Origin of the sequence: Janthinobacterium sp. 17J80-10 (genome assembly GCF_004114795.1) — a bacterium.
Lineage (GTDB): Bacteria > Pseudomonadota > Gammaproteobacteria > Burkholderiales > Burkholderiaceae_D > Paucimonas.
In genome coordinates, this window is the sequence record NZ_CP035311.1 from 723,911 (window position 1) to 742,917 (window position 19,007).

A 19,007-nucleotide genomic window follows, 5' to 3' on the forward strand; every position below is an offset into this window, starting at 1 on the left:
AAACGCCCGGGGCATGTGCTCCGGGCGAAAAAACGACTTGAATTTATATGACGACGAACACTTATCAGGATTACCGGACGCTTTCATTCGAGAGGAGCGGCCGTATCCTCAAAATCATTATCGACAGCCCGGAATCCAGGAATGCCGTCGACGATGCCTTGCATACCGACCTGGCACGGGTTTTCCATGAAGTCAACGACGATGCCGCCACCGATGTGGTCATCCTGACCGGCGTTGGCCGCTGGTTTTGCGCCGGTGGCGACATGACCTGGTTCCAGGACCTGATCGATGCGCCGCAGCGCTGGCACCACATGATCGTCGACGCCAAGCGCATCATCGACAGCCTGCTGGCGCTGGAAAAGCCGATTATTGCGCGGGTCAATGGCGCGGCGGCTGGCCTTGGTGCGTCGATCGCCTTGCTATGCGATATGGTCGTTGCGGTCGATACTGCGGTGATCGGCGATCCCCATGTGAAGATGGGCCTGGTAGCGGGAGACGGTGGCGCCATCATCTGGCCGCAACTGGTCGGCTTTGCGCGCGCCAAGGAAATGCTGTTGACCGGACGTATGCTGAGCGCAAAAGAAGCGGCAGCAATCGGCCTGATCAATTACGCGGTGCCGGCCGAGGAACTGGATGCAAAAACGGATGCGTTGGCAAACGAACTGGCAATGGGGGCGACCCTGGCCATCCGTTGGACCAAGACGGTGATGAATCTCGAACTGCGCCGCATCTCCGATTTGCTGACGGAGGCGGCACTCGCCTACGAGACGAAGACCAACTTCAGTGAAGACCACCAGGAAGCGGTGCGCGCGTTCGTTGAAAAGCGACAGCCGAAATTCACCGGGCGCTAGACCTCATGCCGGGAGTTGCCGGGAGTCGCTCCCGGCAGCAAATCGTCAGTCGCTCAAGGCCTGTTTCGCTGCTTCTTCCGGTGACAGCCCTTCATAATACAAGTCGGTAAACCACTCCACTTCTTCTTCAATGTGTTCCTGGGCTTGTGCGACAGTGGCGCCGCCGGCTACCAGAAAGCCTTCCACTTCGATGCACCACTTGATCAGCGCTTCGGCTTCCGGATCCAGTTGTTCTTTCTTGGCCATGATGTTCCTTTGTGATGCGACCGGCTCGGCAGCCGCTTGATTGGGGGAATCCTGATTACGATGCCTGGCGTGCGTGGCACACCGGGCAGTCCGGGTTGCGCTGCAGGCCGATGCACGTCCATTCCATGCTGCGCGCATCCACCATCAGCAATCGGCCCGCCAGCGGTTTGCCGATGCCCGCCACCAGTTTCAAGGCTTCTGCCGCCTGCATGGCGCCGATGATGCCGACCAGCGGCGCAAACACACCCATGGTGGAACATTGCACTTCTTCATATTCCTGGTGCGGCGGGAACAGGCAGGCGTAGCAGGGCGTGTCCGCGCCGCGCGGATCGAATACGCTGACCTGGCCATCGAAACGGATCGCCGCGCCCGACACCAGCGGCACCCGGTGCGCGACGCAGGCGGCGTTGATGGCGTGGCGGGTCTGGAAGTTGTCGCTGCAATCGAGTACCACGCTGGCGCTGCGCACCAGTGCATCCAGGCGTTCGCCGGCCACGCGCTCGGCCAGCGCGGCAATGCGGACGTCCGGATTGATCTGTTGCAGGGCATGCCTGCCTGACAGAACCTTGGGTTGGCCGACGCGCTCGGTAGTGTGCAGGATTTGCCGCTGCAGGTTGGTCAGGTCGACTTCATCGTTGTCGACCAGCGTGATGGCGCCGATGCCGGCGGAGGCCAGGTAGAGCGCGGCAGGGGAGCCGAGGCCGCCGGCGCCGATCACCAGCGCATGCGCTGCGAGGATTTTTTCCTGGCCCTCGATGCCGATGTCGTCGAGCAGGATGTGGCGCGAATAGCGCAATAGCTGTTGGTCGTTCATTACTCTGATGCTTGTCGGGACATCTTGCTAGTGTCGCACAAAATCCGGAATTGTCGCTCAAGTGGCGCGAGCCCATGATGTTTTGATGGAGCAACGAGTCAAGTCATTCTAGCCCGTTGGATTGGACCACTCATCCCAGTAAGCTTTCGAGAGTTCTTCCAGATCTTCCAGGCGCCAGAATCTGCCCGACTCATCAGAAACCGTGGCGGACTCCGCGTGAAATTCCAGCTCACCGCCGCAGTAAGGAAAGTTGGGAGAGGCCTGGTTGCAGACGACTTCGATTTTCTGGTTGCGCACTTCGCCCTGCAAAATAGCCAGGTGCGGCTGGAATATTTCATCGATTGCAGAAATGAATTTCGCCGGGTTGTCCGCGTTATTTGGCCAGGTATGGAATTGAATATCGCGGGCATCAAAAAGGCAGAGCAAAAATTTTGTATAGGCTGGATTGATTCTTTGGGCCAGGTATTTGATTTCAACGATCAGCAACAAGCCATCTTTACTGGCGAGGTGCGAAGCAATGACGCCATCGTGGAACATGGAGAAAATCTCGGCAATATTTTTTTGGCCTGAAATCATGGGGGGTCACTCCTCCGATGCAATCGCCCGATAGCTTACCGCTCCCAGCAGGGCCCCCACAATTGGCGCAAGCCAGAAGAGCCAGAGCTGAGAAACGGCCCAACTCCCGACAAAGAGCGCCACGCCCGTGCTGCGCGCAGGGTTAACGGAAGTGTTTGTGACAGGAATACTGATGAGATGAATGAGGGTGAGGGCAAGGCCAATGGCGATGGGCGCAAATCCGGCAGGCGCGCTTGTCCGTAGCGCCGAGAATGACCAGCAAGAAGAACATGGTCATAACGACTTCTGTAACGAGTGCGGCGAGCAGCGAGTACCCGCCAGGTGAATGCTCACCATACCCGTTGGAGGCAAAACCCTTGGCGACATCAAACCCGGGCGTGCCGCTGGCAATGACGTACAGCACCGCGCCCGCTGCGATTGCCCCCAGCACTTGCGAAGCGATGTATGGAAGGAGTCTGTTGGCAGGAAAGCGACCGCCAGCCCACAAACCGATTGACACCGCAGGATTGAGATGACACCCCGAGATATGGCCAATAGCGAAAGCCATTGTCAGGACGGTTAACCCAAAAGCAAGCGAGACGCCGAGCAGGCCGATACCCACTACCGGGAATGCCGCGGCAAGCACAGCACTTCCGCACCCGCCAAGAACCAGCCAGAACGTTCCCAGAAATTCTGCGCCGCATTGCTTCATGATTTATCCCTGTGATGACGAATTTGGATCCCGAGGCACGCAACACCGCGCTTACTGGCGGGTGCAGTTACGTGCGCAGAGCTACCGCTTTAGACTGCGTGACAAAGGACATCTCCAGCAGAATAAGAGTAAATTAATAATTTTGCAATATTCGCTCCTTGTCCGGGAACACATCAATCTCCCGACAATTTGCCCAATAAAAAAGGCCGCATCGCTGCGGCCTTTTTCCGGATCAACGGCGCTTATTTCTTCTCGCCGTTCTTTTCATCCTTCGGATCATTGATCGTATTTTCTTTCTTGCTTTCAACCTTTGCCTTGGATAATTGCACTGGCAAGCCTTTCAAGTGGTTGAGCGCCTGTGCCAGTTGGAAATCTTCCTTGCTGCCAAATTCCAGCATCTTGCGCTTCTTGGCCAAGGCCGCCAGGCGTTGTTCTTCTTCCAGTTCATCGATCACGTTCTTGGCGCCGGCAGCGGTTTCCTTGTCCTTGTCGTTGCGCAGGTGCTTTTGCAAATCCGACTCGTGCAGGCGCAAGCCATTGAGAATATCGCCGTCGGCATATTCATCCACCATCAGGTCAGGGACGATGCCCTTGGCCTGGATCGAGCGGCCGGTGGGCGTGTAATAACGCGCCGTGGTCAGCTTGACTGCGGTGTCGGCGGTCAGCTGGCGGATGGTTTGCACCGAGCCCTTGCCGAAAGTTTGCGTACCCATGATCGTGGCGCGCTTGTAATCCTGCAGGGCGCCGGCGACGATTTCCGAAGCCGAGGCGGAACCGGCGTTGACCAGCACGACCATCGGCACTTTTTTCACGGCTTCCGGCAGCTTGGACAGCGGGTCGCTCAGGGTGCGCGAGGCATAGAATTCGCGCCGCGCATAAAAGGTCGCCTTGGAATCCGGCAGCTGGCCATTGGTCGAGACCACCGCCACATCCTTGGGAAGGAAGGCGGCCGACACGCCGATGGCGCCCGGCAGCAGGCCGCCCGGGTCATTGCGCAGGTCGAGCACCAGGCCTTTCAGCTTCGGGTCTTCGGCGTAGATGGCGTTGATCTTGCGCGCCAGGTCATCCACCGTCGGTTCCTGGAACTGCGCCACGCGCAGCCAGGCATAGCCGGGTTCGACCACCTTGGACTTGACGCTTTGCACGCGAATTTCCTGGCGCGTGATGGTGACGATGATCGGCTTGTCTTCGTCCTTGCGGGCGATGGTCAGGGTGATCTTGGTATTGGGCTCGCCGCGCATGCGCTTGACCGCCTCGTCCAGGGTCATGCCCTTGACCGGGGTGGTATCCAGCCTCGTGATCAGGTCGCCGGCCTTCAGCCCGGCCTTGTAGGCGGGCGAATCCTCGATCGGCGAAATGACCTTGACGTAGCCGTCTTCCATGCCCACTTCGATGCCGAGGCCGACAAACTTGCCCTGGGTGCCTTCGCGCAGTTCCTTGAAGGCTTTCTGGTCCAGGTAGGCCGAGTGCGGGTCGAGCGAGGCCACCATGCCCGAAATTGCCTCGGTCAAGAGCTTCTTGTCCTCGACCGGCTCGACGTAGTCGGATTTGATCAGGCCAAAGACGTCGGCAAGCTGGCGCAACTCTTCCAGCGGCAGCGGCGAGGCGGCATTTTTCTGCGCCATGGCCTCGAATTGGATTGAGCCAGCGACACCCGCGACGAGGCCAAGGCCGATCAGGCCGAAATTCTTCAGTTTACTGCCCATATTTCACCTAATAGAAATCCACTCGAGGGGGTCAAAAGCGCGTCCCTGATGCCGCATTTCGAAGTATAAACCCGAACGTTCATTGCCGCCGCTGTTGCCGGCGCTGGCGATGGTTTCGCCCATGCCGACGGCGTCGCCGCTACGCTTCAATATTGCCTGATTGTAGCCATAAATGGTGAGGTATTGGTTCCCGTGATCGACAATGATCAAATTGCCAAATCCGCGCAGCCAATCCGAAAAGACGACCCGGCCTGCCGCCACTGCCTTGACTTCGGCCCCTTCAGGGGTGCCGATAAACAAGCCTTTCCAGGCGGGACCGTCATTGCGCTTGCTGCCATATTTGGCCAGCAATTCGCCGCGTACCGGCAGGCGTAACTGGCCGCGCAGGGCTGCAAATGCCGAGCCAGTGCCGCCCCCTTTGACAGAGGCTTGCGGCGTGAGTTCATTGCGGCCATAGGATTTTGTCGGCGGCTCGTCATCGTCGATGGCGTCCGGATTTGGCGTTTTATCGTGCGGCTTGCCCGGGCCCGTCGTGTTTTTCGCCTGCTGGGCGGCACGGCGCGCTTCGCGCTGGGCCAGGCGGCGGCGCTCGGCTTCTTCCTCGCGCTTCTTGCGGGCCTCGGCTTCGGCCTTTTGCTGTTCTTCGATTAACTGTGACAGGCGGGTGACCAGGCTGCCCAGGCGCTGTTCGTTGCGCTGGATACTGTCGACTTGCTTGCGCTGGGCTGTCAGCTTGCTGGACAGTTGCGCCAGCAGCGTCGCCCGCTTGGCCTTTTCCTTTTCCAGCACCTGTTTTTGTTCGCGCGCTTCCTGGGCGATTTCATCCAGTTCATCCTGGGCGTTTTGCGCCTGGGCCTGGTTGGCTTCGATTTCCTGCAGGTTGACTTGCAGTGTTTCCAGCAGTTTGGCCTGGGCTTGCGAAACGTAGCCGAGATAGCGCAGTTCGCGGTTGATGCGGTTGGGGTTGTCGCCGGAAAGCAGCAGCTTCCAGTGTTCTTCGCTGCCGGAAATATATTGTTGGCGTGCCAACTGGGCAAGCTTGCTTTGCTGCACATGCACGACGTTGTTCAGGCGATCGCGCTCCTTCGTCAATTCATCCAGTTTTTTGCGGGTTTGCTGCTGTTCCGAGGCGAGTTCATGCAGTGCGCGGTTGGCTTCCGAGATGGCTTTTTCGGATTGCGCCAGGCCGTCGGCGGCATTTTCCCGCGCCCCCTCGGTTTTCTGGATATCGCGTTTGAGTGCATCCAGTTCCTTTTTCAGGCCGGCGCGCTCGTTTTCGGCGACCTGTTTCTGCTTGGTGCGCTCGGTGATCCGCACCCCTTGCGCCGGCGCCGCGCCGGCATGCAATGCCAGGCCGAGCGCCAGGCCCATTGCGGCGGCCCGGCGCCAGCGCGCAGGCCTACCCGCCGCCCTCGGGTGGCGGCTAGCGCAGGATTGCAGGAGATGGCGCAACAATTTGCTTACTTGGCCTTGCCCTGGCTGGCGACTGCCTTTTGCGCGGCTTCGATGGCAGCGGCGTCGCCGAGGTAGTAATGGCGGATCGGCTGCAAGTCGGCATCCAGTTCGTACACCAGCGGCTGGCCGTTGGGGATGTTGAGCTTGACGATGTCCTCATCGCTCATCTTGTCGAGATACTTGATCAGGGCGCGCAGGCTGTTGCCGTGGGCGGAAATCACGATGCTCTTGCCGGCACGGATGGCCGGGGCGATTTCGTCATTCCAGTAGGGGATCACGCGGGCCACGGTGTCTTTCAGGCATTCGGTCAGCGGGATTTCCTCGCGCTTCAGGTCGGCATAGCGCGGATCGTTGTAGGACGTGCGTGGGTCGTGCGGCTCGAGCGGATTGGGCGGCACGTCGTAGCTGCGGCGCCACACCAGCACTTGCTCGTCGCCAAACTTGGCGGCGGTTTCTGCCTTGTTCAAGCCTTGCAGGGCACCGTAGTGGCGTTCGTTCAGGCGCCAGCTGTGCTTGACCGGGATCCACATGCGGTCCATTTCATCCAGCGCCAGCCACAAGGTGCGGATGGCGCGCTTGAGGACCGAGGTATAGGCCAGGTCGAAGCTGAAGCCGGCATCGCGCAGGAGCTTGCCTGCTTCGCGTGCTTCGGCAGCGCCTTTTTCAGTCAGGTCGACGTCGGTCCAGCCGGTGAAACGGTTGTCGAGGTTCCAGGTGGATTCACCGTGGCGCATGAAAACGATTTTGTACATGGTTATGGTCGGAATGAAAATGAAAACGGGGGAAAGGGTCGAGCTGGCCAGGGAAAACGGATTTCCAGTGGCTTTCCTGCTTCTATTTTATAATGGCGGGATTACTTAAAACCATTCAGGCGCTCGATTACCGTGAAATTCGTCATTGATAATATCTGGCTGTTTGCCGTTTTGCTCGCTTCCGGCGGCATGCTGCTGTTCCCGCACCTGCAAACCCGCGGCCGCAAGGTGACCTTGCTGGAAGCCACGCAAATGATCAACCAGGGCAAAACCGTGGTGCTCGACGTGCGCAGCAGCGAGGATTTCGCTGCCGGCCACATCCGCAACGCCATCAACATTCCCCTGAAAGACTTGCCGCAGCGCCTGGGCGAACTGGAAAAGTCGCGCTCGAAGAATATCATCATGGTGTGCCAGGCCGGCGTGAACTCGGCGCGCGCCAGCGCCCAGCTCGACAAGGCCGGGTTCAAGGAAACATACAGTCTGACTGGCGGTCTGACAGCCTGGCAAGGGCAGGGACTGCCTGTAGTTAAGTAACAGTGGAGGTTGCATGAGTTCGCGCGTTGTAATGTATAGCACCGCAGTTTGCCCGTATTGCGTCATGGCCGAGCGCCTTTTGAAGGCCAAGGGCATCGACAACATTGAAAAGATCCGCGTCGACCTGGACCCGCAGCAGCGCGTTGAAATGATGGAAAAGACCGGCCGCCGCACGGTGCCGCAGATTTACATCGGCGCCACCCATGTCGGCGGCTTCGACGACCTCGCCGCGCTCGACCGGCAAGGCAAGCTCGACGGCCTGTTGCAGGGCGCCTGAGCCGCTGGCGATCCGTCCCTGTTTCATCGGCTTTTGATTCAGATTTACCCTTGAGCGGGGGATGCGTGGGCATCTCCCTTTTTCAAACTTACGAAAGTGTTCCATGTCCGAAGAACAAAACCTGCAACCTGTTTTCCAGATCCAGCGCGTCTACCTGAAGGATCTCTCGCTCGAACAGCCCAATTCGCCGGCAATCTTCCTGGAGCAGGATGCGCCTGCCATCGAGGTGGCAGTGGATGTCGGCGCCGAGCCGCTGGCCGAAGGCATTTTCGAATCGACCGTGACCATCACCGTGACCGCCAAGGTGGGCGAAAAGGTGGCATTCCTGGTCGAAGGCAAGCAGGCTGGCATTTTCGAGGCGCGCAATATCCCGGCAGAGCAGCTCGATCCGCTGCTGGGCATCGGTTGCCCCAACATCGTCTATCCTTACCTGCGCGCCAATATCGCCGACATGATCACCCGCGCGGGCTTCCCGCCGGTGCATCTGGCTGAAATCAATTTCGAGGCGTTTTATCAGCAACGCCTGCAATCCCTGGCGCAACAGCAGGAAGAGCAGCAAAATGCTGCCGGCCTGGTGATGCCTGACGGCTCCGCCGCCAAGCACTGATCCGGACGCGGTTGGGGCAGGCGCCGTGCCGCATCCGGCATGGCGGCCTGCCCAAGTTTTTTACGGGAGTGGGGACATGAGACTCATGCGCTGCATGACATGCGCGGTAGTGTTGCTGGCGAGTGCTGCCGGTGCGCATGCGCTCGAATTCAAGTCGGTGGGCGCAGCGCCTGCCATCCTGTACGACGCGCCTTCGCAAAAAGGCCGCAAGGTGTTCGTGGCACCGCGCGGCATGCCGGTCGAGGTCGTGCTTACCTATGGCGAGTGGACCAAGGTGCGTGATGTCCAGGGCGATTTGTCCTGGGTTGAAACGGCTCATCTGCAGGCCCGCCGCATGCTCGTGGTCCGAGGAGCGAATACGCGGGTGCGGGCAATCGCGGACGACTCGGGCGTGCCGGTATTTACCGCCGATAAGGGCGTGCTGCTGGAGCTGGCCGATCCGGTCGCCGGTGGCTGGATCAAGGTGCGTCATCGCGATGGGCAGAGCGGATTCGTCAAGGCTTCCGAGGTCTGGGGCGAATGAGTACGCCCATGCAGATCACGATCCTTGGCGCCGGCGCCTGGGGCACGGCGCTGGCAATTGCGCTGGCGGCGCGGCATGATGTGGTGCTCTGGGGCCGCAACGCCGACGCGATGTCGGCTGCGGCGCGCGCCCGTGAAAACAGCGCCTACCTGCCGGGCCATCCCTTGCCGGACAAGCTCGAGGTGACTGCCGATTTCGCGGCAGCGCTGGCACATGCACAGGGTACACGCGGCCTGCTCATCGCGGCGACCTCGATGGCCGGCTTGCGGCCGCTGGCGCAGCAATTGCAGGGCAAGGCTATCCCTAACCTGGTGTGGTTGTGCAAGGGCCTGGAAGAGGGCAGCGGCAAGTTGCCGCACCAGGTCGTGCAAGAAGTTCTCGGCGCGGCCCTGCCTGCCGGCGTGCTGTCTGGCCCGTCGTTTGCGCAGGAAGTCGCCAATGGCTTGCCATGCGCGCTGGTGATCGCTTCCGCAGATGCGGGGCTGCGCGAGCAGGTGGTGGCGGCCGTGCACGGCCCCGCCATTCGCGTGTATTCGAGCGACGATGTGGTGGGCGTGGAAGTCGGCGGCGCGGTCAAGAATATCCTGGCCATCGCCACTGGCATTACCGATGGCCTGAACCTCGGCCTGAATGCGCGCGCCGCGCTGATCACGCGCGGCTTGGCGGAAATCACCCGGCTCGGCATCGCGCTGGGTGCGCGCGCCGAAACCTTCATGGGCCTGGCCGGCATGGGCGACCTGATCCTGACTTGCACGGGCGACCTCTCGCGCAACCGCAGGGTAGGCCTGGGCTTGGCGCAAGGCAAGCCCCTGGCCGTCATCGTTGAAGAGCTGGGTCATGTTGCCGAAGGCGTGCGCTGTGCCGCTGCCGTGCGCACCCTGGCGCGCCAGCTCGGCGTGGAAATGCCGATTGCCGATGCGGTGGCAGGCATTCTTTTCGACGGGCAGTCGCCTCAAGCGACAGTGACGCAACTACTGTCGCGGCATCCGCGCGAAGAGTCCTGCCCGGACTGAACGGCCGAAGCGGCTCAAGTGCCGCGCGTCAGCAGGATCGTCACCAGCAGGGACGCGTCTTCCTGTGCATGGAGGGCATGCGGCACGCCGCCCTCCAGATACACCATGTCGCCGCCACGCAAAACCTGGCGGTTGCCGTGCGCACTCAGTTCGATCCGGCCTTCGAGGCACTGGATGGTGATTTCGCCCGGCACCTGGTGTTCTGCCACCGTTTTACCCGCAGGCAGCACCATCCGCATCAATTCCAGTCCCTGCGATTTCAGAATGGCCCGCGATGGCGCCGATGACAGCTGTGTGCCCAAAGGGCGGATATCGATCAATTGGCCAGAAGTGGCGTGCGGTAGAGACATGGCTGCAAAATTCCCAGGGGCAAAAAGTGCATTGGATGCGCGTTGCAAGCCGCACTTGCATCATCCTAACGCAACAGCGCAAATCTGCCGGTGATGCACGACAAATTTGTCTTTTGGTTGCCTAGTCGTAATGCGCAAAAGTCGCTTATCTACGCTCAATTTCCCCGCATAAGCAGGAAAAACAACAAAAATGACGATTAACAATTGTTTGCAAACAAAATCGATAAAGAAATTGCGTTGCGGAAAATCTTGGGTAAGATGAATTACCCGATGGAAACAAAATTAATCCAATAAAGTGTTTCCAAGGAAAATCGCAGTCTTGTAACAAATAGAAAAAACACCTCCCAGCGGGTGAATAAGGAAGAGCTGGAAGGCAGTGCAAACAGGTTCATTCCAATAACACAAGAGACACGAGACGGAGACATCACCATGAAAGACGCATTCGCAACTGCTTTCAAACATACCATCCTGGCCACCGCATTGCTCGCACCGTTTGCCCTGCAGGCGGCCACGCCAGGGACGGGGGCCTGGTCGGGCAACCAGACTTGGGCTGCTGACGCCATGCACGGCGGCAACCTGACCGGTTACTATTACTGGCCGGCGACTCAGCCAGTCCATGCCAATGGCAAGCGCGCGCTGGTGCTGGTCTTGCACGGCTGCGGCCAGACCGCGCTCAACGATGTGATCAATAACGGCGACGGCGGCTTCAACTGGCAAGGCGTAGCTGACCAGTACGGCGCCGTGGTGCTGGCGCCGAATGCTACCGGCAATGCCGGCAACGTCCACTGCTGGGACTACTACGGTGACAGCCACACCCGAACCACTGGCCATAATGGCGTCTTGCTCGACCTGATCAATCGCTTCAAGAACGATCCGCAATACGAGATCGATCCCGGCCAGGTGTATGTGGCAGGATTGTCCTCTGGCGGTGGCCAGACCCAGTTGCTGGGCTGCCTGGCCCCTGATGTGTTCGCGGGTATTGGCAACAACGCCGGCCCGGCGCTGGGCACCACCTCCGGCCAGATCGGCTCGATCCCCTCTGGTTACACTTCGACGACCGCGAAAAACAAGTGCCTGACCCTCGCGGGCAGCAATTCCAGCTATTTCTCCACCCAGATCGCCAGCGCCATGTGGGGCACTTCGGATTACCTCGTCGGCCAGGCTTATGGTCCGCTGAACATGGAATCGATGCGCCTGGTCTACGGCGGCTCGTTCACCAGCGCCAGCGTCACGGTGGCCGGCGGCGGCAGCGGCACGCAGCATACCGATGCCAGCGGCAAGCTGCGCACCAGCCAGATCGCAGTCTCCGGCATGAGCCATGCATGGCCGGCCGGGGCAGGCGGCCAGAATGCCAATTATGTGGATAACACCCGGACCAGCTATCCGAGCTACCTCATGAATTTCTGGTTCAGCAATAACCTGCGTGCAGGCAGCGGCGGCGGCACCACCACGACGACCGCAGCGGGTACCACGACGACTACTGCAGCTGCAACGACCACCACGTCCACGGCGGCGACCACGACTACGACAGCGGCCACCACCACAACCACGGTCGCCGGCGGCGCCTGCTTCAACTCCAGCAATTACGCTCATGTCGCGGCTGGTCGTGCCTACAATAGCAGCGGTTATGCTTTGGCAAACGGTTCGAACCAGAACATGGGCTTGAACAATACCTTCTACACCAGCAAGCTGCGCCAGACCAGCACCAACTACTACGTCATCGACAGCACTTGCCCGTAAGCGCTATTGGCCGGAAAGTCGCGCACCGTCAGGTGCGCGCGTAAAAAAAAGCGGATCGAAAATGATCCGCTTTTTTTTTGTGATGCGCCAATGCAGGAAGAACGGGGGCGCCGCCCATGCCGGCTTTCGAGGGGAGGAGCGGGCTTAAAACAGCAAGCCGAGCAGCATGGCCTTGGCGACCGCCTGGGTACGGTTCCTGACCTGTAGCTTGGCAAAAATTTGCTCGATGTGATATTTCACATTCTTTTCGGTCATCTCGAGGATTTGCGCGATTTCCCAGTTGGTCTTGCCTTCGTTAATCCAGCGCAGGATCTGCTTTTGCCGGTCGCTCAGGGCTTCGTTGGACGCGGTCATGCGGCTGAATTCCTGCACCGTGGTCAGGGCGCGGACAAGCGCCAGGTGCAGATGGGGAATGATCAGTTTCAGGATAAAGATTTCGCGTTCGCCGATCTCGCCGGGGATGCGTGAAAAGATGAAATACGATGCCAGCGTGCGCTGCACGTCGAGGACGCCATGGGCGATCGTATTGCGTAACTGATATTTATTGAACACCCTGACCCATTCGTCGGGAAACTGCGCATCGTCGCGGCCGCTCTGGAACAGCACCGGCTCCTGCGCGGTACGCCAGCGCTGCATCAGGGGACTGTCGACGCGGCCTTCGGCCGTGGCCAGTTCATTGAAATAGGCGGGCGGATAATTGTGATGCAAGACCTTGTGCGCATAGCTACCCTTGGGGCTGACGCCGCCCACACCGCAGACCATCACATCCTGCTGCAGGACTTTTTGCACGTCGTTGTTCAGTAACTCCAGCAGCCCTTGTGAATCCTGGATTGTCGTCGCTCGCACGATAATATTCATCAGCAGGCCGGGATCGATTCCCAGCGCCGCCGCCTGATTGAGTGCGTCCGTCCCCTGTTCCAATTGGCCTGTCTCCGTATCCTGCTTATTATTTTATGGCATGCGCCTTCGGGCAACTGCCAGCACGTCCTGGTGCGACATTGTCCCGGGCATTGATAAGCCGCTTCCTTTTTTCTGTGCTTGTTGGCGCGAAAAACGGAAATCGAGACAGCGGGCCAAACGGCCAGTTTTTGTATTTTGACGTTAACTATGATGAATTCGCCAGAGTCGTGCAAGTCCTTATTGATTTCAAGCAAATATTTGTTGGTTGCTGTTACATCGCAACCGAGAATAAGGCTCCATGAAAAAGGCGGAGCAGGGGCCTCAGGAGCGGCTTGTGCCTGCAGCATCCGGCCCGGTAATGCCGGCATTGCCCGGCGCCGGCAAGATTTCACCCACCAGGAATTCCGGCCGAGCCTTGATTTCATCGAAAATCTGCGCCAGATAGGCCCCCAGCACGCCGATGCCAAGCAGGTTGGCGGAGCCGAAGAACAGCACCACGACGGTCATCGAGGTCCAGCCGGATACGGCGACATGGGTCGTCCAGGAATAGACCGCCTGCATCAGCAGCAGGGCGGCGGCCACCATGCCGAACAGGCCCAGGCGGAAAATCATCGACAGCGGCTTGGCGCTGTAGGAGGTAATCGCCGTGATCGCCAGGCGCATCAGTTGCCCGGTGCTCCATTGGCTGCTGCCGGCAATCCGCGGCGCGACGTCAAAAGGCAACGGCACGGTGGTGAACCCGGTCCAGACGGTCATGCCGCGGAAAAAGCGGACTTTTTCCGGGAAGGCCAGCAGGGCGTCGACGACGCGCCGGTCCAGCAGGCGAAAGTCGGAGGCGCCTTCCAGGTCGAGCCCGGTCAGGGTGTGCATCAAGCCGTTGAACAAGCGCGCATTCAGGCGTGCAAACCAGGTATCGGTGTCGCGGTTGGCCTTTTGCGCCGCGACGATTTGCGCCTCGCCCCTGCGCCACAATGCCAGCATTTGCGGCAGCAGTGCCGGAGGATGCTGGCCATCGGCATCCATGACCACCACGGCGCGTCCGCGCACGTGGCGCAAGCCGGCGAGGATGGCCGCTTCCTTGCCGAAGTTGCGGGAAAACCGCAAGCCATGCAGTTGCGGGTAGCGCGCCAGTTCTGCACGCAGGCGCTCCCAGGAGGCGTCGCGGCTGCCATCGTCCACCACCCAGACTTCATAACTGTCGCTGCAATGGGCCAGCTCCCCGAACAGTTGTGACAGAAAGGCAGCGATGCCTTCGGCTTCATTAAAAGCCGGAACGATGATGCTCAGTTCCGGCGCGGCTTGGTCAATCGGATTCATTTCAGTTCGTCCAGCTTTTTAGTCCAGCGGTTGTTCGGGTATTCCTCGCGCAGGCGCTGCGCATAAGGCGCAGTGGCTGCGCGCTTGCCGTCTTCCCACTCCAGCAGGATATAGGTATACAAGGCCTCGGGCAGCCAGAAGCCATGATAGCGGTCGATCAGTTCGCGGTAACGGCCCTTGGCTTCTTCGCGCTTGCCGGCGAGTTCGCTGGACTTTGCCGACCAGAACAGGGCTTCTTCCTTCTTGGCGGGCGGCTTGCGCATGGCATAGGCGCGCTGGAATTTTTCACTGGCTTCCGGGTATTTGCTGGCGTTCATCGCTTCCCAGCCCGCCAGGTAAACCTGTTCCGGCGAATTGAAGGCGAAATAGGTCCCGGCGACGCTCAGTGCCACCCAGGCGCCGGCGATCATCATCCAGGTGCGCGCCTGGATGGCGGTGTCGCCAGTGGCGGCTTGCACAGGTCTGCGCCGGCCGCGCCACAACAGGACCATGCTCAGCAAGAGTGCGGTTATGGTGGCAATCATGCCGAGCTTGCCGACCAGGGTATGGCCATATACCAGGCGGATTTCCTTTTCTTGCGGCACCACCAGCAAAAAGCCCGGGCCGGCGATGTGCAGGCTGCCTTTGGATGCCAGCTGCCAGCGCGGATGGTAGGCCATCTTGATCAGGTGCGGGCTGCCGATGGCCGAGGTTTCGAATACCAGTTCGTTGCGTTCCAGCGACACTTCCTTGACGACAGGCGCTGCGCCCTGGTGGGCTTGAATGGTCAGGTCCTTGCCGTAGACGGGCAGGTAGGCATCGAAGCGGCTGCGCGTGCGGAACCAGGCGAAAGCGTCCTGCATCCAGTCTGCCATTGGCCGCAGTTGCAGCGGCTGGGTGACCACTTGCGCCATGCGGCTGTCGAACGCCTTCAGGCGGTACAGTGCAAACGGATTGGCTTCGGCTGTCTTGACGAACAGTCCGCTGTTTTCAATGGCTGTCCTGGCCTCGTTGCTGCGCAGGAGGATGGTGTCGGCGTGCAGAAAATTCAAATGTTTTGCGGCGAAATCCGGATCCAGGCTGCCGCTGGGGAAGCGCACCAGCGGTGACGAGGGGCGGGCCGAAATTTCCGACTGCACCTGGTAAATTGCGGGTCCGAGTACGGCCGATTCCATGTACAGGCCTTCAAGTACCGGGCGGTGATTCAGGAACATCGGCAAGGCTTCCAGCGAGCGGGTCGAGCCGATGTCATTGTTGACCGGGTCGTGTTCAAAGGCCAGGCGCGGACTCCACAAGTTGCCGCTCATCGCCGGAATCAGCCGCGACAGATTGTGCCATTGCGGCTTGGCATCCAGGCCTGAATGGTTCCACAAGCCCCAGTCGGGCGCTTTCTGGAGATGCGGGCCGACCCAGGCAAGCATGCCCAGGCAGGCGGCGCCGGCCAGCAGCGCGCGCGCAGCCGCCAGGCGCAAGGTGGGTGCGCCGCCGGCACCGATGGCGGCGAGCGACTGACCCAGCAGCCAGCCGCAGGCAACAGCTCCCAGCAGCCACACCAGCGGAAAAAAACGAATATCGGCCACGCCCAGGCGGTCGCCGGCAATGAAGGCGACGGCGGCCAGGCCGGCGGCACCGATGAAATAACACAGTGCGCGGCGCTGGCCGCTTTCCCAGCCGCGTCGCACAGCCGGGAATGCCAGCAAGACAGCGCCGAGCATGCCGCCGCCCAGCACCGGCCACAACGTGGCTGGCAAGAGGTCTTGCCAGCTCGAGAGCGGGAACGAGGCATCGTTGGGGATGGTCAGGCCATGCATTTCCAGCATCGGCCACAGCCAGCCGCCTAGCAGGGCGAACGCCAGCGCATGACCGGCCATGAGCATGAACAATGTGCGCTTGAAGCGCGCCATGCGCGCCGCGCCTTCGCCGCCGCAGTCGAGCAACAGCAGAAAGCTGGAAAAGCCGAGGATCAGCAATGGAAAGCCATGCGAAAAGCCGCTGGCTGCTTCCAGTAGCGCCGCCAGCAGCCAGCCGCGCTGCAGCGTCACGGCGCGTGCCCACGCCATCATCGACAGCAGCGCAAACAGGATGCCGTAGCTGTAGGCGAATTCGCCGGCGAGGGTCGACAGCAGGTTGCCGCCCCAGATCGAATTTTGTTCATGTACCAGGAATGCCAGTGCGCCGACTGCGCCGAACAGCGCCGCCGGCCAGGCAAAGCCGAGCCAGCGCCGGCTGGCGGCAAACACGGCGCCCGGCATCAGCATGGCAGCCAAAAACGAACCCCACTTGAAGGCGACCGCCAGGCCGGTCAGCTTGGACAGCAGGGCAATGACGATGAAGGGCAGGGGGAAGTAATAGGACAGGAAGGGCAGGCCGCCGAATACTTCCGGCATCCAGGGCAGGATCTGTCCCGAAAGCAGCAGGCCGTCAGCGTACAGCTTGGCGTATAGCAGATGCGAAGCCGCGTCGCCGCCTGTTGGCCAGTTGGCGGAGTTGAGGAAGGCGACGCCGAGCAGCGAAGCGATCAGCCCGGCGCTGGCCAGCGTGAATAAAATATCGGCGATCCAGCCGTTGGCCGCCACCGTGGGCGGGAAAAAAGCGGGACGATTTTTAATCATTGTTTTATCAGGCTTGGGGACGGACGGGGTGCTTGCGCCGGGTTGCGGCAAGATGCCAGGCCAGCAGGGCTGCGCCAGCCAACAACGCCGCAATGGCGGCGATGCCGAATTGCTTGCTGCGGTCCAGCCAGGTTGCGCGCTGCTGGCGTCCAGGCACACGGCCTGAAGGCACGACTTGCGAGTAGAGGCCCTGGGCAGTTTCGTGAATCAGGAAGGCGACCGGCATGCCGCGGCCGAGGTCGAAGCTTTGCGCTGCGCCACCGGCTGGCCATTCGATGCGCACTGCATCGGGTTGTGACTGGGGCGCCACGGCCTCGGATAGCGAGGCGATACCTTCTTCCCGGGCCGCCACCAGCCAGCTGGCCTTGATTGCCGGGTTTTTCGGCGGCGTGACGTGCAGCCGGCCGTCGGTATAGCCAGCTTCCACGGTCAGGTCATCGCTGACCGGTTGCGCCCGGTCGAAGAAGGATATCTGTCCAAATTCGGCGCCGGCCTGGTCGAAGAAGCGCACCATCACCGGGCGCAGGGCTTCCAGGGAAGTCGCGCTGGCCGGGGCCGGTCGCGCCGGCCATGCGAGCTGATATTGCGCCTGCGGCTTGAATTCCATTGGCGCTGCGCCGCCGGGCGCTGGCTGCAAAACTTCCCATCGGCCGTCGTCCAGCAGACGCAATACGCTGGGCTGGAATGCCGGGCTGTCGCCCTGGTTGCTCAGCGTGAGTGTGTTGCCGGTAATGCTGAGGTTAAAAGAGATATTGCCCGCCTGGGCCGACAGCGCCAGCAGCAGGATCGGCAGCAGGGAAAGCAGGCGCAGCAGGGCGCGCGACAATTGGAAATGAGGCCTCATGCTTTTGGTGTAGTGTAGTTGGCATTTTGGACATGGACGGGTGTGCCATGATAGCAGCATGCCCGCCGCCCGCTGCTGCTATTTTCCATCGCGGACATGGAAAGTCCAGAACCGGTTGGCGACAAAACTCCACACCATGACCAGGGCGGTGGTGACGATCTGGGCTGCCAGGTAATGCAGGCCCAGCCAGTCGACGCCGATCCACATGAACAAGGTATTGAGCAGCAATCCGATTGCCGCAACGATGGCGAACTTGGTAACGCTTTCGGCATGCCGCTTGTTACTGCGAAACGTGAAGCGGTAATTCAGGCTGTAATTGATCCAGGCGCCCAGCAGCGCACCCGCTGCAGAGGCCGGCACGGCTGCCATGCCCGCGGCTTGCACCAGGAGAATCAGCAGGCCATAGTGACCAATCGCGGAAACGCAGCCGACGCCAAAAAAACGCACAAATTGTCGGAATAGATCAGCCATGCCGCCTGATTTTCCAGAAACATTCATGGGAAGAAAAGCCAAAGTTGGATTGAAATGTCGGGATTGGCCCGGCCGAACCTTCAATAGTATCCCGTGGGGCACTTTTTGGGAATTTGGACGTCTTAATATTGCAAAGATTCGTGGTGTATCAAGTACATCATATTCATGTTTTACATCAATTTTTCTGCAAATCACGTTTTAACCACCATTCGGCCAGTGTAAGAATGGCCACTTCGGCCTTATACTCGCCCACTCTACCGTTCCTTTTTTGTAATTAAAGTCTCATGGAGAATGCTTTGACCGTTTTTAAGAAGCAGACTGGTTTACTGCGCCGCGCGCGTGGTTTTACCCTGATTGAAATCATGGTTGTGGTTGTGATCATGGGCATCCTCGCCGCACTGGTCGTTCCCAAGCTGATGGGACGCACCGATGACGCCCGCATCATCGCGGCACGCCAGGATATTTCCACCATCATGCAAGGCTTGAAACTCTACAAACTCGACAACCTGCGCTATCCGACGACCGAGCAGGGCTTGCAAGCATTGATCGCCAAGCCCACTTCCGGCCCCGAACCGCGCGGCTGGAAAACCGGCGGTTACCTGGAGCGCTTGCCGAACGATCCGTGGGGCCATCCCTACCAGTACCTGTCGCCGGGCATGAAGGGGGAAGTCGATATCTTTTCCTTCGGCGCCGATGGCCAGCCCGGCGGCGCCGGTCCTGACGCCGATATCGGTTCGTGGGAATTGTAG

Annotated in this window: 20 protein-coding genes and 1 pseudogene; 8 read left to right on the plus strand and 13 right to left on the minus strand. The window is 60.2% G+C overall.

Going from position 1 to position 19,007, the window contains the following annotated elements; genetic code table 11:
- Positions 1-47: 47 nt before the first annotated feature.
- A complete protein-coding gene (locus EKL02_RS03135; protein ID WP_128900686.1) occupies positions 48-851 on the plus strand; it encodes an enoyl-CoA hydratase/isomerase family protein in 804 nt (267 codons plus the stop codon).
- 45 nt (positions 852-896) lie between these two features.
- On the opposite strand, the gene EKL02_RS03140 is transcribed toward EKL02_RS03135, so the two are convergent.
- The 7 genes and pseudogenes from EKL02_RS03140 to gpmA all read right to left on the minus strand — a co-directional run bounded on the left by EKL02_RS03140 (position 897) and on the right by gpmA (position 7,091).
- Positions 897-1,097, minus strand: coding sequence for a hypothetical protein (locus EKL02_RS03140; RefSeq protein WP_206732443.1), 201 nt, complete (start codon positions 1,095-1,097; stop codon positions 897-899).
- Positions 1,098-1,152: 55 nt separating this feature from the next.
- Complete coding sequence (gene moeB / locus EKL02_RS03145) at positions 1,153-1,911, minus strand: molybdopterin-synthase adenylyltransferase MoeB (RefSeq protein WP_128900687.1); 759 nt, start codon at positions 1,909-1,911, stop codon at positions 1,153-1,155.
- Between the two features lie 108 nt (positions 1,912-2,019).
- Positions 2,020-2,448 carry a hypothetical protein gene (locus EKL02_RS03150; RefSeq protein WP_128900688.1) on the minus strand — a complete coding sequence of 143 codons (429 nt, stop codon included), beginning with the start codon at positions 2,446-2,448 and terminating at the stop codon, positions 2,020-2,022.
- A 45-nt stretch (positions 2,449-2,493) separates the two neighbouring features.
- A pseudogene (aqpZ, locus tag EKL02_RS03155) lies at positions 2,494-3,178 on the minus strand (aquaporin Z).
- Positions 3,179-3,420: 242 nt separating this feature from the next.
- Positions 3,421-4,884 carry a S41 family peptidase gene (locus EKL02_RS03160; protein ID WP_128900689.1) on the minus strand — a complete coding sequence of 488 codons (1,464 nt, stop codon included), beginning with the start codon at positions 4,882-4,884 and terminating at the stop codon, positions 3,421-3,423.
- 3 nt (positions 4,885-4,887) lie between these two features.
- Positions 4,888-6,255: a peptidoglycan DD-metalloendopeptidase family protein gene (locus EKL02_RS03165; protein WP_128900690.1), complete on the minus strand. Its 1,368-nt coding sequence runs from the start codon at positions 6,253-6,255 to the stop codon at positions 4,888-4,890.
- A gap of 89 nt (positions 6,256-6,344) precedes the next feature.
- Positions 6,345-7,091 carry a 2,3-diphosphoglycerate-dependent phosphoglycerate mutase gene (gene gpmA / locus EKL02_RS03170; RefSeq protein ID WP_128900691.1) on the minus strand — a complete coding sequence of 249 codons (747 nt, stop codon included), beginning with the start codon at positions 7,089-7,091 and terminating at the stop codon, positions 6,345-6,347.
- Between the two features lie 132 nt (positions 7,092-7,223).
- On the opposite strand from gpmA, the gene EKL02_RS03175 reads away from it, so the two are divergent.
- The 5 genes from EKL02_RS03175 to EKL02_RS03195 all read left to right on the plus strand — a co-directional run bounded on the left by EKL02_RS03175 (position 7,224) and on the right by EKL02_RS03195 (position 10,045).
- Entirely contained in the window at positions 7,224-7,625 is a 402-nt protein-coding gene (locus tag EKL02_RS03175) for a rhodanese-like domain-containing protein (protein WP_128900692.1), read from the plus strand.
- Positions 7,626-7,638: 13 nt separating this feature from the next.
- Positions 7,639-7,902 (plus strand): glutaredoxin 3, encoded by a 264-nt coding sequence (gene grxC, locus EKL02_RS03180; RefSeq protein ID WP_128900693.1) that lies wholly within the window; start codon positions 7,639-7,641, stop codon positions 7,900-7,902.
- Positions 7,903-8,005: 103 nt separating this feature from the next.
- A complete protein-coding gene (gene secB, locus EKL02_RS03185; protein WP_128900694.1) occupies positions 8,006-8,509 on the plus strand; it encodes a protein-export chaperone SecB in 504 nt (167 codons plus the stop codon).
- Positions 8,510-8,585: 76 nt separating this feature from the next.
- Positions 8,586-9,032: an SH3 domain-containing protein gene (locus EKL02_RS03190; RefSeq protein WP_128900695.1), complete on the plus strand. Its 447-nt coding sequence runs from the start codon at positions 8,586-8,588 to the stop codon at positions 9,030-9,032.
- An 8-nt stretch (positions 9,033-9,040) separates the two neighbouring features.
- Positions 9,041-10,045: an NAD(P)H-dependent glycerol-3-phosphate dehydrogenase gene (locus EKL02_RS03195; RefSeq protein WP_128900696.1), complete on the plus strand. Its 1,005-nt coding sequence runs from the start codon at positions 9,041-9,043 to the stop codon at positions 10,043-10,045.
- Between the two features lie 14 nt (positions 10,046-10,059).
- Here EKL02_RS03195 and EKL02_RS03200 read toward each other — a convergent pair whose 3' ends face one another.
- Entirely contained in the window at positions 10,060-10,395 is a 336-nt protein-coding gene (locus EKL02_RS03200; protein ID WP_128900697.1) for a cupin domain-containing protein, read from the minus strand.
- Positions 10,396-10,824: 429 nt separating this feature from the next.
- Between EKL02_RS03200 and EKL02_RS03205 the strand changes: the two genes are divergently transcribed.
- A complete protein-coding gene (locus tag EKL02_RS03205) occupies positions 10,825-12,135 on the plus strand; it encodes a PHB depolymerase family esterase (RefSeq protein WP_164931936.1) in 1,311 nt (436 codons plus the stop codon).
- A gap of 144 nt (positions 12,136-12,279) precedes the next feature.
- On the opposite strand, the gene EKL02_RS03210 is transcribed toward EKL02_RS03205, so the two are convergent.
- The 5 genes from EKL02_RS03210 to EKL02_RS03230 form a co-directional block, all read right to left on the minus strand.
- Entirely contained in the window at positions 12,280-13,056 is a 777-nt protein-coding gene (locus EKL02_RS03210; RefSeq protein WP_128900698.1) for a LuxR family transcriptional regulator, read from the minus strand.
- Between the two features lie 300 nt (positions 13,057-13,356).
- On the minus strand, positions 13,357-14,352 hold the full coding sequence (locus EKL02_RS03215; RefSeq protein ID WP_128900699.1) for a glycosyltransferase family 2 protein: 996 nt from the start codon (positions 14,350-14,352) through the stop codon (positions 13,357-13,359).
- Positions 14,349-16,943 (minus strand): 6-pyruvoyl-tetrahydropterin synthase-related protein, encoded by a 2,595-nt coding sequence (locus EKL02_RS03220; protein WP_128900700.1) that lies wholly within the window; start codon positions 16,941-16,943, stop codon positions 14,349-14,351. Before EKL02_RS03220 ends, EKL02_RS03215 begins: the two co-directional genes overlap by 4 nt.
- A gap of 7 nt (positions 16,944-16,950) precedes the next feature.
- A complete protein-coding gene (locus tag EKL02_RS03225) occupies positions 16,951-17,787 on the minus strand; it encodes a hypothetical protein (RefSeq protein ID WP_128900701.1) in 837 nt (278 codons plus the stop codon).
- Between the two features lie 78 nt (positions 17,788-17,865).
- Positions 17,866-18,258 carry a GtrA family protein gene (locus tag EKL02_RS03230; RefSeq protein ID WP_128900702.1) on the minus strand — a complete coding sequence of 131 codons (393 nt, stop codon included), beginning with the start codon at positions 18,256-18,258 and terminating at the stop codon, positions 17,866-17,868.
- A 362-nt stretch (positions 18,259-18,620) separates the two neighbouring features.
- Between EKL02_RS03230 and gspG the strand changes: the two genes are divergently transcribed.
- The gene (gspG, locus tag EKL02_RS03235) at positions 18,621-19,007 is read left to right on the plus strand and encodes a type II secretion system major pseudopilin GspG (protein WP_241687899.1); all 387 of its coding nucleotides are present in this window, start codon (positions 18,621-18,623) and stop codon (positions 19,005-19,007) included.

Coding starts and splice junctions, on each gene's coding strand:
- moeB (WP_128900687.1), bottom strand. CDS start 1,911: ATGAACGACCAACAGCTATTGCGCTATTCGCGCCACATCCTGCTCGAC.
- EKL02_RS03205 (WP_164931936.1), top strand. CDS start 10,825: ATGAAAGACGCATTCGCAACTGCTTTCAAACATACCATCCTGGCCACC.
- gspG (WP_241687899.1), top strand. CDS start 18,621: ATGGTTGTGGTTGTGATCATGGGCATCCTCGCCGCACTGGTCGTTCCC.
- EKL02_RS03160 (WP_128900689.1), bottom strand. CDS start 4,884: ATGGGCAGTAAACTGAAGAATTTCGGCCTGATCGGCCTTGGCCTCGTC.
- EKL02_RS03220 (WP_128900700.1), bottom strand. CDS start 16,943: ATGATTAAAAATCGTCCCGCTTTTTTCCCGCCCACGGTGGCGGCCAAC.
- EKL02_RS03225 (WP_128900701.1), bottom strand. CDS start 17,787: ATGAGGCCTCATTTCCAATTGTCGCGCGCCCTGCTGCGCCTGCTTTCC.
- grxC (WP_128900693.1), top strand. CDS start 7,639: ATGAGTTCGCGCGTTGTAATGTATAGCACCGCAGTTTGCCCGTATTGC.
- EKL02_RS03150 (WP_128900688.1), bottom strand. CDS start 2,448: ATGTTCCACGATGGCGTCATTGCTTCGCACCTCGCCAGTAAAGATGGC.
- EKL02_RS03215 (WP_128900699.1), bottom strand. CDS start 14,352: ATGAATCCGATTGACCAAGCCGCGCCGGAACTGAGCATCATCGTTCCG.
- EKL02_RS03190 (WP_128900695.1), top strand. CDS start 8,586: ATGAGACTCATGCGCTGCATGACATGCGCGGTAGTGTTGCTGGCGAGT.
- EKL02_RS03230 (WP_128900702.1), bottom strand. CDS start 18,258: ATGGCTGATCTATTCCGACAATTTGTGCGTTTTTTTGGCGTCGGCTGC.
- EKL02_RS03135 (WP_128900686.1), top strand. CDS start 48: ATGACGACGAACACTTATCAGGATTACCGGACGCTTTCATTCGAGAGG.
- EKL02_RS03200 (WP_128900697.1), bottom strand. CDS start 10,395: ATGTCTCTACCGCACGCCACTTCTGGCCAATTGATCGATATCCGCCCT.
- secB (WP_128900694.1), top strand. CDS start 8,006: ATGTCCGAAGAACAAAACCTGCAACCTGTTTTCCAGATCCAGCGCGTC.
- EKL02_RS03195 (WP_128900696.1), top strand. CDS start 9,041: ATGCAGATCACGATCCTTGGCGCCGGCGCCTGGGGCACGGCGCTGGCA.
- EKL02_RS03165 (WP_128900690.1), bottom strand. CDS start 6,255: ATGGGCCTGGCGCTCGGCCTGGCATTGCATGCCGGCGCGGCGCCGGCG.
- gpmA (WP_128900691.1), bottom strand. CDS start 7,091: ATGTACAAAATCGTTTTCATGCGCCACGGTGAATCCACCTGGAACCTC.
- EKL02_RS03140 (WP_206732443.1), bottom strand. CDS start 1,097: ATGGCCAAGAAAGAACAACTGGATCCGGAAGCCGAAGCGCTGATCAAG.